This window comes from Chitinophaga cymbidii, assembly GCF_007992715.1.
In the GTDB taxonomy this organism is placed as follows: Bacteria; Bacteroidota; Bacteroidia; order Chitinophagales; family Chitinophagaceae; genus Chitinophaga; species Chitinophaga cymbidii.
Map to the genome: position 1 here is coordinate 29,181 of NZ_BKAU01000006.1, position 14,786 is coordinate 43,966.

General features: G+C 50.6%; 12 protein-coding genes and 1 tRNA gene. 6 read left to right on the forward strand and 7 right to left on the reverse strand.

Going from position 1 to position 14,786, the window contains the following annotated elements:
* Nucleotides 1-7 precede the first annotated feature (7 nt).
* On the forward strand, nt 8-607 hold the full coding sequence (locus tag CCY01nite_RS22835) for a response regulator transcription factor (RefSeq protein ID WP_146866648.1): 600 nt from the start codon (nt 8-10) through the stop codon (nt 605-607).
* Nucleotides 608-689: 82 nt separating this feature from the next.
* Here the strand turns inward: CCY01nite_RS22835 and porV are convergent, their stop codons facing one another.
* Genes porV through CCY01nite_RS22850 form a run of 3 tightly spaced genes read right to left on the reverse strand, consistent with a single transcriptional unit; the run spans nt 690 to nt 7,076 of the window.
* Nucleotides 690-1,799: a type IX secretion system outer membrane channel protein PorV gene (gene porV, locus CCY01nite_RS22840; RefSeq protein WP_146866650.1), complete on the reverse strand. Its 1,110-nt coding sequence runs from the start codon at nt 1,797-1,799 to the stop codon at nt 690-692.
* A gap of 30 nt (nt 1,800-1,829) precedes the next feature.
* Nucleotides 1,830-6,581 (reverse strand): Ig-like domain-containing protein, encoded by a 4,752-nt coding sequence (locus CCY01nite_RS22845; protein ID WP_146866652.1) that lies wholly within the window; start codon nt 6,579-6,581, stop codon nt 1,830-1,832.
* Between the two features lie 33 nt (nt 6,582-6,614).
* Entirely contained in the window at nt 6,615-7,076 is a 462-nt protein-coding gene (locus CCY01nite_RS22850) for a hypothetical protein (RefSeq protein ID WP_146866654.1), read from the reverse strand.
* 315 nt (nt 7,077-7,391) lie between these two features.
* Between CCY01nite_RS22850 and CCY01nite_RS22855 the strand changes: the two genes are divergently transcribed.
* A tRNA-Leu gene (locus tag CCY01nite_RS22855) sits at nt 7,392-7,475 on the forward strand.
* Between the two features lie 63 nt (nt 7,476-7,538).
* Here CCY01nite_RS22855 and CCY01nite_RS22860 read toward each other — a convergent pair.
* Both CCY01nite_RS22860 and CCY01nite_RS22865 read right to left on the reverse strand, forming a co-directional pair.
* Entirely contained in the window at nt 7,539-8,330 is a 792-nt protein-coding gene (locus tag CCY01nite_RS22860) for a Fic family protein (RefSeq protein ID WP_146866656.1), read from the reverse strand.
* Nucleotides 8,327-8,566, reverse strand: a complete 240-nt coding sequence (locus CCY01nite_RS22865; RefSeq protein ID WP_146866658.1) for a hypothetical protein — start codon at nt 8,564-8,566, stop codon at nt 8,327-8,329. The genes CCY01nite_RS22860 and CCY01nite_RS22865 overlap by 4 nt, the downstream gene beginning before the upstream one ends.
* A gap of 269 nt (nt 8,567-8,835) precedes the next feature.
* On the opposite strand from CCY01nite_RS22865, the gene CCY01nite_RS22870 reads away from it, so the two are divergent.
* The 3 genes from CCY01nite_RS22870 to CCY01nite_RS22880 all read left to right on the forward strand — a co-directional run bounded on the left by CCY01nite_RS22870 (nt 8,836) and on the right by CCY01nite_RS22880 (nt 12,455).
* Nucleotides 8,836-9,600: a hypothetical protein gene (locus CCY01nite_RS22870; protein WP_146866660.1), complete on the forward strand. Its 765-nt coding sequence runs from the start codon at nt 8,836-8,838 to the stop codon at nt 9,598-9,600.
* A 372-nt stretch (nt 9,601-9,972) separates the two neighbouring features.
* Nucleotides 9,973-11,619, forward strand: a complete 1,647-nt coding sequence (locus tag CCY01nite_RS22875; protein ID WP_146866662.1) for an arylsulfatase — start codon at nt 9,973-9,975, stop codon at nt 11,617-11,619.
* A 137-nt stretch (nt 11,620-11,756) separates the two neighbouring features.
* On the forward strand, nt 11,757-12,455 hold the full coding sequence (locus CCY01nite_RS22880; protein WP_146866664.1) for a rhomboid family intramembrane serine protease: 699 nt from the start codon (nt 11,757-11,759) through the stop codon (nt 12,453-12,455).
* Between the two features lie 35 nt (nt 12,456-12,490).
* Here the strand turns inward: CCY01nite_RS22880 and CCY01nite_RS22885 are convergent, their stop codons facing one another.
* Nucleotides 12,491-12,913: a winged helix-turn-helix transcriptional regulator gene (locus tag CCY01nite_RS22885; protein ID WP_246130021.1), complete on the reverse strand. Its 423-nt coding sequence runs from the start codon at nt 12,911-12,913 to the stop codon at nt 12,491-12,493.
* A gap of 79 nt (nt 12,914-12,992) precedes the next feature.
* On the opposite strand from CCY01nite_RS22885, the gene CCY01nite_RS22890 reads away from it, so the two are divergent.
* Entirely contained in the window at nt 12,993-13,358 is a 366-nt protein-coding gene (locus tag CCY01nite_RS22890; protein WP_146866666.1) for a DoxX family protein, read from the forward strand.
* A 79-nt stretch (nt 13,359-13,437) separates the two neighbouring features.
* On the opposite strand, the gene CCY01nite_RS22895 is transcribed toward CCY01nite_RS22890, so the two are convergent.
* Nucleotides 13,438-14,772: a RagB/SusD family nutrient uptake outer membrane protein gene (locus CCY01nite_RS22895; RefSeq protein ID WP_146866668.1), complete on the reverse strand. Its 1,335-nt coding sequence runs from the start codon at nt 14,770-14,772 to the stop codon at nt 13,438-13,440.
* Nucleotides 14,773-14,786: the final 14 nt, after the last annotated feature.

The window sequence follows — 14,786 nt, forward strand, 5'->3', positions numbered from 1 at the left end:
TATACTTATGACGCGCGTGTTGATCGTGGAAGATGAAATTATTATCGCCAGGTTTATAGAGCTGCAGCTCAAAGCTCATTTTAATTGCCAGACCGCCATTGCCATATCCGCAGCGGAAGCGCTGGCGGCCATGCCGAAGCTGTTACCCCATCTGCTGCTGTGTGATATCAACCTGGAAGAATCATGCACCGGCATACAGCTGGTGCGGCAATTGCAGCGGCAGTACACTTTTGAGGTTATTTATATTTCGTCTTACAACGACAAGAACATCATAGAAGAAGCCATCCAGTCAGACGCATCCAACTATATCATTAAACCGGTAGATGAAATGCAGCTATATGCGGGCGTGCGCCTGATCATGGAGAAGCTGGCGCGGAAGAATACCCCCGATACGCCGGTTGCCGCAGCCGCGTTAAACCCCGCGGAACAACGGATCGTGCAGCTGATCAGCCTGCGCAAGTCCACCAAAGAAATTGCGGAGATCATGTTCCTCAGTCCTTATACGGTAAAGAACCAGCGCCACAAGATCTGCCGGAAGCTGGGCCTGAAAGATGAAAACAATGCATTGCTGAAGTGGGCATTGGAGAATGGAGAAAAGCTGATGTGAAAAACGGGAACATATCAAAAGTAATTTGCGCATGGTACGGCAAATTGTCTGATGATATATCCCCGGTTCTTTCGGCCGGTCCTTATAAATTCACCGCAAGACCAAAGCGGAGTGTATTGGACAGCGGGTTGCGACTCAAATCACTACCCGCCGGAATGGCATAGGAAATATTGATCCTGGCGATGCTGTAAGCAAAGCCTGCGCCCAATGTGAAATACCGCCTGTTGGCTTCTTTCCTGGAATCATGGAAATATCCCGCGCGCAGGAACAACTGATGCATATAATCGTACTCCATACCCAGTGAGCCGGTATACGCTTTATTGCCGACAGACCGGAACCAGCCGCCGACAACGCTCTGGTTGCGGTACTTCTCGAGGCTGGCGGGATCGTCCGCTGAAACCGCCGGCACCAGCAGCTTGTTGATGTCCAGCCCGAAGGAGAGGGAATGCTGCCCGCTGAGCACCTTTGCATAGCTCGCGCCGATGCCCAGGTTCGCCGGGATGTATTCTTTCTGCGACGCCTGATCGGTGTAAGCGATCTTGCCGCCCAGGTTGCTCAATACCGCGCCAAAATTCCAGCCTTCACCCTGTTCGTTCCTGCCGTTGTAGAAAAGAGCAATATCTCCCGCAACCGTAGAGCCCGCCTTGTAATTGACGCCGGTGCCATCAGCCCCGGAAGCGAGGTTGGAATAGATATACCGGAAAGCAACGCCGATAGACATCTTGCTGCCCAGCTGGCGGGTGTATCCCACTTCGGCGGACCATTCGTTGGGATTGCTGTTCCCCAGCCGCTTTCCTTCGATGTCTGTCAGCTCAATACTGCCCAGGTCAAAATAACGGACGCCCACGGTGATGGCCTCGGTGCTGTCCAGCTTGTAATACCCGGATGCATTCAGCAGGTACATGCCGTCTACGCCGTAGCTCTTCATCCAGGGCGTGTAGGTAACGGCCACGCCTTTAGGGTGGCTGAGGAAGGCGGCTTTTGCCTGGTTGTAGAAGGTGGCATTCGCATCGGGTGATGTGGCGATGCCTGTTTCGCCCATCCCGCCGGCCCTTGCGTCCGGAGAGATCCGGAGAAAGGGAACGGCGTTGGTAACGATATCGATCGGATCTACGGTTTGCGTAACTCCTTTTAATGGCGCCCCCAGCATCAATAATGCGAAGGCCATGTTTTTAGAGAAGGAATATTTCATGTTCTCCTTGTTATAATTATGTGAAACGGTCTAACGTATGATGCTGACCCTGGTTTTGTAAGTGTAATTTTTCGTGTTCACCATCAGCACATATACACCCTGCGCAAGGCCGGAAGCATTTACCATGAGCATATTGCCCTGGAAGCTGAGGTGCTGGCGGAGCACCGTTTGTCCGGATACGCTGATCATGATAGCCGTGCCTTCCGACGGTACTACACCGTTGAAACGGATGTAGATATTGCCCCTCGAAGGATTGGGGAATACCGATTCCACAACTGCGCTGAACTCCGCTTTCACGGTAAGAATATTGGATTCCCTGTTGCCGTTGCCCGCGGAATCAGGCACTGCGCCGGTGTTTACACGCACGGTCACATCATTTTCAGATACGGGCATCACGGTGATGCGGTATTCCGTAGGGCTGATCATGGTAAAGCCGGATGCGGTGGCGTTGGACAATGTGATGGCCGAAACATCGAATCCTTCTACCGGCTCGTCAAATACAATGCTCACCTGGAACGGGCCTTTGACGGCGGTGGAGGAAGATGATACGACCGGTACCGGCAGCTGCGTATCTACGGTAAACGAAACTGCTTCGCTGGTTGCGCTGGTGTTGCCGGCGGCATCTGTCACGGTGGTGGTGATGGTATTAACGCCATCTGTCAGCGCTGTTTCCGGCGTGAAGCTCCAGGAGCCGTCCGCTGCTACGGTGGCGGTGCCGATGGATTCGCCGTTGTTGTAAACGGTGATCGTGGTGTTAGGCTCCGCCGTTCCGCTTAATGTGGGCGTGTTATCGTTGGTCCTGCCGTTCTGCTCCGCGGCCAGTACGGGCGTGGAGGAAGTAACGGGCACTTTGGTGTCTACGATAATGGTGATGGCGTCGCCGGTGGCGCTGGTATTGCCTGCTGCGTCGGTGGCGGTGGTGGTAATGGTATGTTCGCCATCGGCCAGGGCGTTAGGGAGTGTGTAGCTCCAGTTGCCGTCAGCGTCTGCGGTGACAGTTCCGGCTTTTATGCCGTCCACATAAATGTCCACGGTGCTATTCGCTTCCGCGGTACCGGTGAATGCCGGCTGATCGCTGTTGCTGTGATCGTTGCTGCTGCCGGAGAGTACGGGTGATGAAGGTGCAACCGGCACCTGCGTATCGATCTCTACTTCAAGCGCTTCGCTCACAGGGCTGGTGTTGCCTGCTGCATCCGTTACGGTGGTGGTGATGGTATGGCTGCCGTCGGAGAGCGCTGATGGTAAGGTGTAGCTCCATTTGCCGGTGGCGTCCGCTGTGGCGGTGCCTGCTATTTCGCCATCTACGTAGATGTTCACGGTGCTGTTGGGTTCCGCGGTGCCGGTCAGGGAAGGCTGGTTTTCTTTCAGCGGGCTGCTGCCGGTGGCCAATTCCACTACAGGTTGTACCGGTACTTCCGTATCGATCTCTACTGTTAGTGTTTCGCTCGCCGCGCTGGTGTTACCGGCGGCGTCTGTTGTGGTAACCGAAATAGTATGCGGGCCGTCTGCCAGTGCGGGCGTAACAGTATAAGTCCATTTGCCGTTCGCGTCAGCGGTGACTGTTCCCGCTTTTACGCCATCCACATAAATATCTACGGTGCTGTTCGCTTCCGCCGTGCCTTCAAGAGCTGGTTGATTCTCATTGATCGGGCCGCCGGAAACGGAAATGGCCGGCTGGGCGGGAGATTCCGTATCGATGATGACGGTCAGCTCGCCGCTGCTGGCGCTGATGTTGCCTGCGGCATCGGTAGCGGTGGTGGTGATGGTATGCGGACCATCTGCGAGAGCGCCGGGAAGCGTGTAGCTCCATTTGCCGTCAGCATCCGCGGTAACGGTGCCGGTCAGTACGCCATCCACGTAAATGTCTACTGTGCTGTTCGCTTCCGCTGTGCCGGTAAAGGCGGGCTTGTTATTGTTGCTGTGATCGTTGTTGTTGCCGGAAAGTGTTGGCGCAACGGGCACCTGTGTGTCAATGACCAGATCCAGTGCGTCGCTTGCGGGGCCGGTGTTGCCTGCCGCGTCTGTCACGGTGGTGGTGATGGAATGGTTGCCGTCGGAGAGGGCTTCCGGTAAGGTGTAGCTCCATTTGCCGGTAGCGTCTGCTGTGGCGGTGCCAATTACTTTTCCATCTACGTAAATGTTTACGGTACTGTTCGGTTCCGCGGTGCCATTCAGGGCAGGCTGATTCTCTTTCAGCGGGCTGCTGCCGGTAGTCAGTTCCACTGCAGGTTTGGCCGGAACTTCCGTATCGATCTCTACTGTCAGTGTTTCACTGTTTCCGCTGGTGTTGCCGGCTGCGTCCGTGGCGGTAACATATATTGTGTGAGGGCCGTCAGGCAATGCAGATGAAACGGTATAAGTCCAGTTCCCGTCAGCATCTGCGGTTGCGGTGCTTACGATTGTTCCGTCCACATAAATGTTCACGGTGCTATTGGCTTCCGCCGTGCCGCTCAGGGAAGGCAGGCTGTCGTTGACCGGGCTGCTGCCTTCGGTCAGTTCCACCGCCGGCTGAACCGGAGCCTGTGTATCGATCGTAACATGCAGCGAATCAAGGTCTGCGCTGATATTACCCGCAGTGTCTGTCGCGGAAGCTGTAAATACATATGCTCCATCGGCCAGGGCAGCAGGCAGCGCAAAATCCCATTTGCCGGCAGCGTCTGTTGTAGCGGTACCTGTTTCCACACCATCTATGTAAATAGTTACAACGCTGGATGCTTCCGAGGTGCCATTGAGAGATGGCTGAACGTTTTGGGTCGGGCTGCTGTCTCCCGTTAGTTCCATCTCCGGTTTCAGCGGCAGCGTTGCATCTATCACAAACGGCAGCGCATCACTGGTATCGCTTTCATTGCCTTCGGCATCTTTTACTGTAACGGTGATCTCATATGAATCATCCGCCAGGTCTTCATCGGGCGTAAAGGTCCAGTCACCAGCGGCGTCCGCAGTGGTAGTACCGATAGATGTTCCATTTGCATAAATGGTTACCGTGCTGTTAGGCAGCGCGGTGCCTTTGATTGCAGGCTTGTTTTCATTTAAGGGACTGGTGCCGGTTACCAGCGCGGGAGCAGCCGGTTTCGGAGGCTTTGCCAGGATAACGAGCGTCAGTGGATCGCTGGCGGTGCTGGTGCTGCCAGCGCCGTCGTCAACCCTCATGGTGAGCGTACGGGTTCCGGTAGAAAGCGGAGACGTTGGTGTAATGGAATAGTTACCTTCGGCATCTGCGGTGGCAGAACCGACAGGGGTTGATCCGTCATATAATGTTACGGTCATACCCGGCCGGGCAGTACCTGTGATTGCGGGCTTTTTGATACTGGTAGGTGAAGCTTCTGATGAAACGGGCGCCGACAGGTTTATCATGCGCACTTCAAACGTAGTGGAAGCGCCGGTTCCGCAGCCGTTTGCGCCTTCCACGATGATATCGCCGCCGGTAGCGGAAGGGCCGAAGTTGACGGTAATATTATTCGTGTTATACCCGGAAACGAATGTTACACCGGGGGGAAGCGTCCAGTTATATTTGCTGGCGCCGGTAACAGCGGGTATGCTGTAGCTCGCATTGAGGCCGGCAACTACCGTGTCCTGCCCTGTGATCGCTTCCGCATCTTCCGGGGGAGTGGTGATAGAGGGGTCGAGGGTAAGGGTAATGCTCCGGGTGGTACCGCAGCTGTTAATACCGGATGCGGTATAGGTCATCGGCCCGGTAAGCGTTGCTTTTACGGCGGACCCCGTGGTGGTGTTCAGTCCTGTTGAAGGAGCCCATGTCCAGGAAAAGCCATCGCCGTTTACGACTTCTATGATTTGCTCCTGGCCGGCGCAAACTTCTATGGAGGAGCCGGAGGAGTAGGAGGTTGTTTTTACATTGAACAAGGGATCGGTGCGGTCCATTGCATCCGGGAGGTCGGATGCATTCAGCACGTAAGCGAACGCCAGGGCGGTTGAATCGCCGGCAGCGAGCGTGCCCACCTTGAATGCAATGGCCATGGCATTATCTCCGCTAACATTGCCCGGCGCGGACAACCGCTGTCCGGTACCAGCCCATATCTGGCTGCCATTGGCATTGGGCCAGCCCGAAGGCACGGATACTTTCGCCCGGCAATCGCGGCTGCCAAGGCCGAGGTAAGAGGAGAAGCTCAACCCTTGCGCGGAGATCAGCGCCGTGCTGATGGCATTCGGGTTTTGCTGCTCGATCACGTTCTTCGTGTTAAAACCGCCACCTTGCGTTTGCTCATTATCAGGATCTACTTCCCGTGTATAATAAACATTGACCAGATCGGTGGTGCCTTTATTCACCAGGTAAACCCTTATCAGGATAAACCCTTTTGTTTTTTCCACAGAAAATTCCTGTCGCACTTCCAGGTCGCCGATATTACCGGTCCATTCTACTGTCTGGCTGACATCGGTGGTGCTGAAGCCGGTAACGGCGCCGGGAATATCATCGTGATTGAACCCCGAGTTCAAATGCCGGGTGCCGTCGATCTGTACGGAAAACCCTTCATAGGGAGAGCCCGGCAGAAAGTAGTCCCCAATATAGGCCGGCGATCCAACGTCCCATCCGTCTTTCCCGACATCTGAAATAAAACCCAGTCTTCCGTTAAAGCTGGTATTCGTGTGATAAAAGTAATTTTCAGGGCATTTGACGGTAGTGCCAAAAGCGCCGTTCGGCCGTACGCCCGCCTCGATGTAATCCGCTTTGAGAAAGCCGTTGCCACTCACCATTTGCGCATGGGTATTGGTTGACAACAGGGCATAGCAAGCCACTATGAAAAGAAATTTGTACATTTTTTTCATGCAAATCGTTTTTTCCTTTGGAAAAAGAAAGAATTAATGAATGGTTACCTGGCGTGCTTCTATTTTTACAAAGCAGGGAACATAGCAGGTAACGGCGTTGTTACGAAAGAAGGAAGGACCTTCTGTTTTAGTGTTCAGTAACAGGGCCTTCAAAGCATCAGCATGATGAGCGTCATCGGCTTTAATCACTTCCACTTCTTTGATCATTCCTTTTTCATCTACAAGCAACATATACTGAAGGAGGAATTTTCCATTCACACCCGCCGCATATTTCAGAACAGCGTCTTTTGCAGACCAGCTTTCCAGTTGATTGAGCGGCGTATAGTCTGCTTCGGGCAGACGTACATAATTTTTTGCCAGGTCATCGGAAACTTTAATGGTGAGTTTTGACCAGCGGTGTTTTGCGGTTGGTGCAGATTGTCCGTAAGAATAGCAGGTGCTCTGAACGATACAGAAAAGTAGTAAAAGCCATTTCACATGTCTAGGTCTGATCATAAACTGGATTTAGGTATAAAATTGAATATGTATCGGCTATTAATCGAGCACAAATAGCAAAGGCATAGGACTGTGCTCATGTATAGAAATTGTATTGGTGCTTATCTGAACATTACCATAGGTATTTAACGCAGTATCAGGATATAGTGATTGTTGAATAATATAGCGCAAAGGTCAATTTTATTACAGACCCGCGCAAGAACCCCGGGGTTCTATATTTTACATGTCAGATAAATTTAATATAAGATGATGCTGTTTGCTATTAATGGTAAAATATCTACATTTGCACGCCGAGGTCAGGTTCATGCCTGATTTGCCCAGATGGCGGAACTGGTAGACGCGCTAGACTCAAAATCTTGTTTCGGCAACGGAGTGCAGGTTCGATTCCTGTTCTGGGCACGAGGTGAAAACGGAATCTTCAGGATGTGAAACTTGAAGACTTCCGTTTTTTTATTGTTGTAATCATTGTTTCTTTTGAATAAACTCTAGCTTCGCCTCTAAACTCTCTATCAATCTGTCTGCTAGAAAGTCCAGCATTGGGCTTATATCTTCATCGGACTTCTCAAAACGCTTCAGATATTCCTCTCTATCAACATCTTTTATGAAAATAGGAGGATAGCCCTCTTTCAGCAGGATTAAATTGGTAAATAGCCTCCCTATCCGGCCATTACCATCACTGAATGCATGTATCCTGTTTAAAAGTTCCTGGTGAAAGCGTGTTGCAATAGTCAAAGGATGTCTGTTAACATCATGTATATCTATTTGCTGCAGTTGCTCGTTGGTTGTATGGATCAATTCTTCCATTGCAGATGCAACTTCAGTTGGTAATAGGTAATTATGTATTTTCCCATTACTCCTCATCGTATAATTCTCAAAAACTTTGTATTGACCAGGGCTATAAAGTCCATCATCATTCCATTGCGCTAAGTCTTTCATCAGTTCTTTATGTAATGCCTTTATATTATCCTCTGATATAGTTTGAGAACTATAATTGGCAAATACATTGTTTAAAATATTCTGATGATTTACTAAGTCCAGAAGTTCCCCGGGAGCAGCATTTGGAGGAGTTACAAAATCTTTAAGTAGTTTGATGGTTTGACCGTAAGTAAGCGTATTGCCTTCCAGCTTATTGGAGTTGTAGGTGAAATCTATCTTTACTTTTTCAAAGAAGGCTTCGTTCCATTCTTTGCGAGGAGCAAGGTCTTCTATCTTGTTTTTCAGGGTATTTATTTTCCTTATCTTATGTTCAATCATTCTTTAAAGTCTATCTCGTAGTCGAATCCTTTGATCTGTATTTTCCGGAGCCATTTTTTATATAAATTATGACCAATTACAAGCTTCCCGTCTTTCTTGTAAACAGTTTCTCCCACAATGAAAGTTTGAAGATCACGCCTGAATTCTTTTTGTAAATCATCCAAAAAAATATCTTCTTTTTTAGATAAAGTCCATAAGGCGCTAATTCTTTCTGATATAGAAACCAGCAAGTTCATAATATTAAATTGGAATAATACTGTACAAATTTAAGAAATTCTTATTTAACAGGAAGAAAGCGGTATGTTGAATATGGTAAATGTTTAATATTTTATCTCGAAGCATAGCCGCTTTAACCTCCACCCCAGGCTGGTTTGATATTTCTCGTTGTACGGGCACGTGTGATGTTTGAATATTACCGGACTTTTTGTTTGATAATCACCAATTCCCTAGCCCAACCTTCTCCGGAAATAGTGTTATATTCATGTATCAACAAAATCGCACCCCAATGGCAAAGCAAACATCTTTGTTCACCTTCACAGGTAAAGCCGGCAATATGATCGGCTATTACCGGGACGGTAAACACTACTTCCGCAGCATGCCGGAGACAGTCCGGCAGACGACTGCCACCCGCCGCGCGGCACAGCGCTTCGGCGCGGCCAGCAGCAAAGCCCGCCTTATCCGCGGCGCATTCGCTAATGACCTCGATGTTCATTGTGACGCCGGGCATATCAACCGCCTCAACAAAACCATCATCAAAGGCGGTGTCCGTAACACCGAAGCCATCGCAGGCTTCCGCTTTAACCAGTACACGGGAACAGACCGCTTCTTTACCGTAGCACCTACGCTCTCGGAGAACAGGATACTGCATATCCCGCCGCAGGCATTGCCGCCGTTCAGGGGCATCTCCACGCTGGAAGTAAAAGTGATCGCCGCCCGCGTCCACTTCGGAGAGCGCCGGGTCACGGGCACTGAAACCGCCATGATCGTGCTGGATACCCGTGAAGCATTTGCAGGCGCAGCGCTCAACGTAGATGTGCCCGGCAAGGGAACGCTGATCGTAGCTTTGCAGGTAAGAGGCATGTGCGGCAGCCGGGCGTCCTTCAACAGGAAATACCTCGCCGCTGATATCATTGCAGTGCAGGAACCGCAAACAAAACAGGTCTTCCACAAACCTGAACACCAGCAACAGGCGATGCTGCAGCAGCGGCTGCAATCGCTGGCAACACCCGCGCATATCTCCCCAACCCCGCTTGTCATCCAGCGGGAATAAGCCATTCCCTGCCAGCGGATGCATTTTGTTGAGTTAACTATCCATTGAACGTCATACCCTCCCACATCATATTTCAGTCAATTTCCCGCAAGCGCCAATGCTTGTAAAGGGGCTCCCTATTGCCCAACTTTTCCAGGATACAGATTTTACACGCCCACACGAAGAGCAGACCATCTCCGCATCAAGTCCACCTTACCCAGTGTGATCCTTCGGTGATCACATAGCGATCCAATACTGATCACAGTATGAACAGCTACCCGGAATATGTAGTTAAACCCTTTGCTTATAAGTAAAATACCCATCACAAACCGGTTTGATATTTCTCTGTTTTTGAAATCTGTTATTTATAACTTAGGGTCATAAATAAATATCATGAATTCAGGTTGGAAATCCTTCTTTTACAAGCATATCACCCTCATAGCCATATTCTTTCTGATCACAGTGGATGTTTGCCATGCCGCGCCCCGGCAACTTGATAAGGGTAATGACGAGCGCCCCAATATCATCATCATCCTCGCCGATGATATGGGCTTTTCAGATATCGGTTGTTATGGCAGTGAAATTCCAACCCCCAATATTGATCAACTGGCGAAAGATGGCGTACGGTTCACGCAGTTCTACAATAATGCCCGCTGCTGCCCGAGCCGCGCAAGCCTGCTGACCGGTTTATACCCGCATGAAAGCGGCATCGGAAGAATGGCGGAAGACCCGGAAGATCCTAAAGCGAACGACGAAGGCGTAGATGGTTACCGTGGATACTTAACCAAAAATTCGGTGACCATAGCAGAAGTACTTCAACCGGCGGGCTATCATACCTATATGACCGGCAAATGGCATGTGGGCATGCATGGCCGGGAAAAGTGGCCCTTGCAAAGAGGGTTTGAAAAGTTTTACGGCATATTATCCGGCGGTTCCAGCTATCTGAAGCCATTTCCGCCACGGGGGATTACGGCTGACAATGGAGAAACGCAGTATGATTTTCCCGAAGGTTACTACACAACGGATGCTTTTGCGGACAACGCGGTGGGTTTTATCAGGCAGCAGCACGACGATGCTCCATTTTTTCTCTACCTGGCGTTCACCGCGCCACACTGGCCATTACAGGCTAAACCCGGGGACGTAGAAAAGTTCAGGGACAAGTATGCGATGGGCTGGGATTCGATCAGGCATGAACGTTGGAGAAAGCAGCTCGCCATGGGCCTGGTAAAGCCAGGTTGGGAGGTTGCCGGCCGTGAAATGCGTCCCTGGAATGAATTAAGCGAACAGGAACAGAAAGACGTTGCTTACCGCATGAGCGTTTATTCCGCCCAGATTTATTGCATGGATTATAACATCGGCAAGTTGCTGGATGAATTAAAGCGGTCCGGCAAGCTGGATAATACCCTGATAATGTTTCTTTCTGATAATGGCGCCTGTGCGGAGCCTTATAAGGAGCTGGGAGGGAAGCCTGTAGAAGAAGTCAATAATCCCCGCAGCTTCTGGTTTCCTTCTTACGGCACAGGATGGGCTAACGTATCGAACGTGCCATATAAAAAATGGAAGAATACAACCTATGAAGGCGGAACGTCCACTCCTCTCATTGTGAGCTGGCCGAAGGCCATGAAAAAGAGAAAAGGCAAGCTCGTTTCCTCACCTTATCACATTATTGATATCATGTCAACCGTTGTCAATGCGGCGAACACCAGTTATCCTTCTGTTTACCAGGGCAACTCCATTATCAGGACGGAAGGAATCAACATGCTGCCGGCAATTCTCAAAGGCCAGGGCAAAACGCATGACTATTTTTACTGGGAACATGAGGAAAACTGCGCCATTCTGCATGGCAACTGGAAAGCGGTGAAGAAATTGCCCAAAGGCCGGTGGGAGCTGTATGATCTGTCAAACGACCGCTCAGAGCGTTTTGATGTAGCGCATAACCACCAGGAGATCGTTGATAATCTTGGTGCGAAATGGCAAAAGTGGGCGGACGCTCATAAGGTCTTTCCCAAAGGCCGGATTTATTATAACCGGCACAAGTAATAGATAGCTGAATTTTTTATCCTCCGAAAGCGGCACCGGATAAGGGTTTCTGTAAACTGTTCCATGTTTTTTCATATTCCTCCGCCATTTCAGGCACGTTTATTGGATAATGCTGCCCGAACCAAACACCCTGGAATATGAAGGTTAAACATTCCTATACCGGTGAATTGCAGGCTTCTGATACGCTTTTTCATTTCTCCGTTTCGTTGAAGGACAAACTGAACCTCCTGATCCTCGCACATCTTATCCTGTACTTCACTTACCTGGTCCTCGGTTGGGTCGGTACGCTGGAAGCGCCTTTCGGCGAAGGCAAGGTAGATGATATTTTCCGTCATTTTCTAGCCTTGTCCGCAAACGCTAACGACGCATTAAGCAACTGGTCCGCCAGCCTGTTCACCTACCAGTTCATGCACTTCAATTTTGCGGAGCTGCTCATCAGCATGAGTGCGCTGTGGTTTTTCGGACATATCCTGAAAAGCAGGGTGGGAGTGACGAAAGTAGTGGTATTGTATTTCATATTCGCGGTGATCTCCGCAGTGATCTTTAATATAGCACATATCATCTTTCCCGTATTCGCCGGCCCCGGAGAGATCATGGACGGTGCTTTCGGCGGCGTACTCGGTGTTATGACCATTGCCACTTCCTTATACAGCAAAGTACGGTTTCGCCTGAATGATCGCATACAGCCCGCGCTCTGGCAGATCTATGCGGTCGTTGTACTGTTAAGTCTTTTCTTGGTGTGCAAGAATAATATAGCCTATATTCTTGTGTATGCGGCGGGCATTTACCTGGGTGCAAGGTATGCATCGGGGTTGAAGGGGAATACAGCGCAATAGGAAATCACCATAAAGCAGCATCAATGGCTTTTCCCTCAATTATTCCCGCGCATATGCTCATTCGCCCATTCCGCCAGACTATACAGATGCGGCAATAAACTCTGCCCTTTAGCGGTCAATGAATAATCCACCCGCGGCGGCACCTCCGGGTACACCTGCCGGGCAACCAGTCCATCCTCCTGTAAATTCTTCAAGGTCGCCGTCAGCACCTTTTGCGATATGTCTCCGATCGTTTCATGCAGCTGCCGGTAACGCATCGGCCTTTCTGCCTGCCCCAATGTGAGCATAATCAGGGCTGTCCATTTATTACCAATACGATCAAACACATCTTTGACCGGGCAAAAGTCCACTGGTTCTGAATTTCTACAAAAAACTCTCATAATAACCGTTTGATTTTCACTATTGCATACCCGCAGGTAAGTAACGAACCTGTTAGTACCGTATTTGTTGATGATCAATTGATCGATACTTTTGCCGCGATGGCCGTTATGGTCACAACGACAAGTAAAGTTACACGCTAAAATTTATCTTATAACGATGAAATTGACCTATCGCATTGCTACGATCATTTTTCTTGTATTGATGTTTTTAACGTCCATTACCGATTTTGCCAGGATGGATTTTGTGGCGGAGTCGATGACCCATCTTGGGTACCCGGATTACCTGCCGTTCCTGATCGGGTCGGGTAAGTGGATCGGGATCATACTGTTAAGCCTGCCGGGATATTCCCGCTTCAAGGAATGGGCTTATGCCGGTTTTACGGTGCTGTTTGTGGCGGCGGCGGCTTCGCATGCGATCGTGGGCGATCCTTTTGTAAACGTGATGGCGCCCTTGCTTTTCGAGGCGTTGTTGCTGGTGTCTTATGTGAGCATGGTAAAAATGCTTCGTCAGGATAAACGGTGAGGTAATTCCATAACAGGAGGCGCCGGTTTTTAAAAGCAAAAGGCTGCTCCCCGGGGAACAGCCTTTTGCAGTTGGACGGTCAGATCGCCGGGTCGGGCGGCGTATTGGGATTGTTATCTCTTTCTATCTGCGGATAAGGATAGAAGTTGCGGTTTCTTTCCTCACCGGGTTGGTTGGGGCCAGGGCGGCCGAAACGGCGGCTGTCTTCCAGCTCCTGGCCGCAAAGGAACATTTCAAGTCTTCTTTGTTTATAGATGTCGGTCAGCATTGCGGGCTGCGTCATCGGGCCGCTGTAGGGAGGCTGGTCAGCGCCGATGCCATAGATGTCCGTCGTCTTGGTACGCACAGCATCGAGCGCAGTTTTGGCCTGAACGAAAAGCGACTGGCGGGCATAGTTTTCCGCGATGATCAGCTGCATTTCACCGGGCAGATAAACAGGGTAGGAGGCGGTGGTGTTCAGCGCGAATGCTTTCAGCGGATAAGTGGTGGGGCCGGTCTGGCTGATGTAAAACCCTACACGCGGATCGCTGGCGGCGGGCACCGGCGCGAGGCCGTTGCGCAGGCCAAGGGTTGAATCGATGGCGCCGAATACGTTCACCGTAAAATTCCATTCCCCAAGCGGATTGGTGGTGGCTGTTGAGAACTGGAACTCTGATTTGACGGTCTGGCTGGCCGCCGCCGCATAGGTGATGGCTTTGTTCCCCGAAGCCGCATCATAAGTGCCGGAGATCATGCTCTGGACGTTGTAGTACCTGGCCAGCAGGGCTTTTACGGTATTCCTGACATCAATGCCCGGAGGTACTTTAGTCAGGAACTTTGCACTTGGTGTGGTGGAGGCAAGGTCCGCATCCGCGCTTTCCAGGATGGCGATGACATTTTGCAGGGCTTCCTGCCGTGGACTGAATTCTGCATTGACTTCGGTTTCCAGTGGTATTCTTTCATAGAACTGCACCAGTGTGCCTATGCTCAATGCATAGAAGATGCTGGCATATGCTTTCAGTCCCACTTTGTCGCCCGCATCTGCGGCCACATTCAAATTGTTCAGCACCGTTTCCGCTTCTGTGCGGGCAAGCAGGCATTGCGTCCACATTTGTGAAACGACCGAGTTGTTGAGCGTAATAGCGCCTTTCCCTGTTTCCAGTTCTTTTTCCGTGGTGTTGCCAATGTTCAGTGTATATAACGCATACACGCTGTAAGCGCCGCCGATGGGCGCGCAATACAGGGGGCTTTGCCTGCCGATGGTGAAGCGCCGTTGCAGGCCGGCGCAAAGGTTCATGAGTGCGTCCGGACTGGTGGTCACGCTTGGCACCGAAGCGGTACTTGGATTGATGTATTCCTTATTGCAGGAGGCAATGGGGAAAGTGCTTGCCAGCAGCAGCCATAAAGTGATTTGTTTTATACGAAGCATTTTCATGATGTTACTTTTTG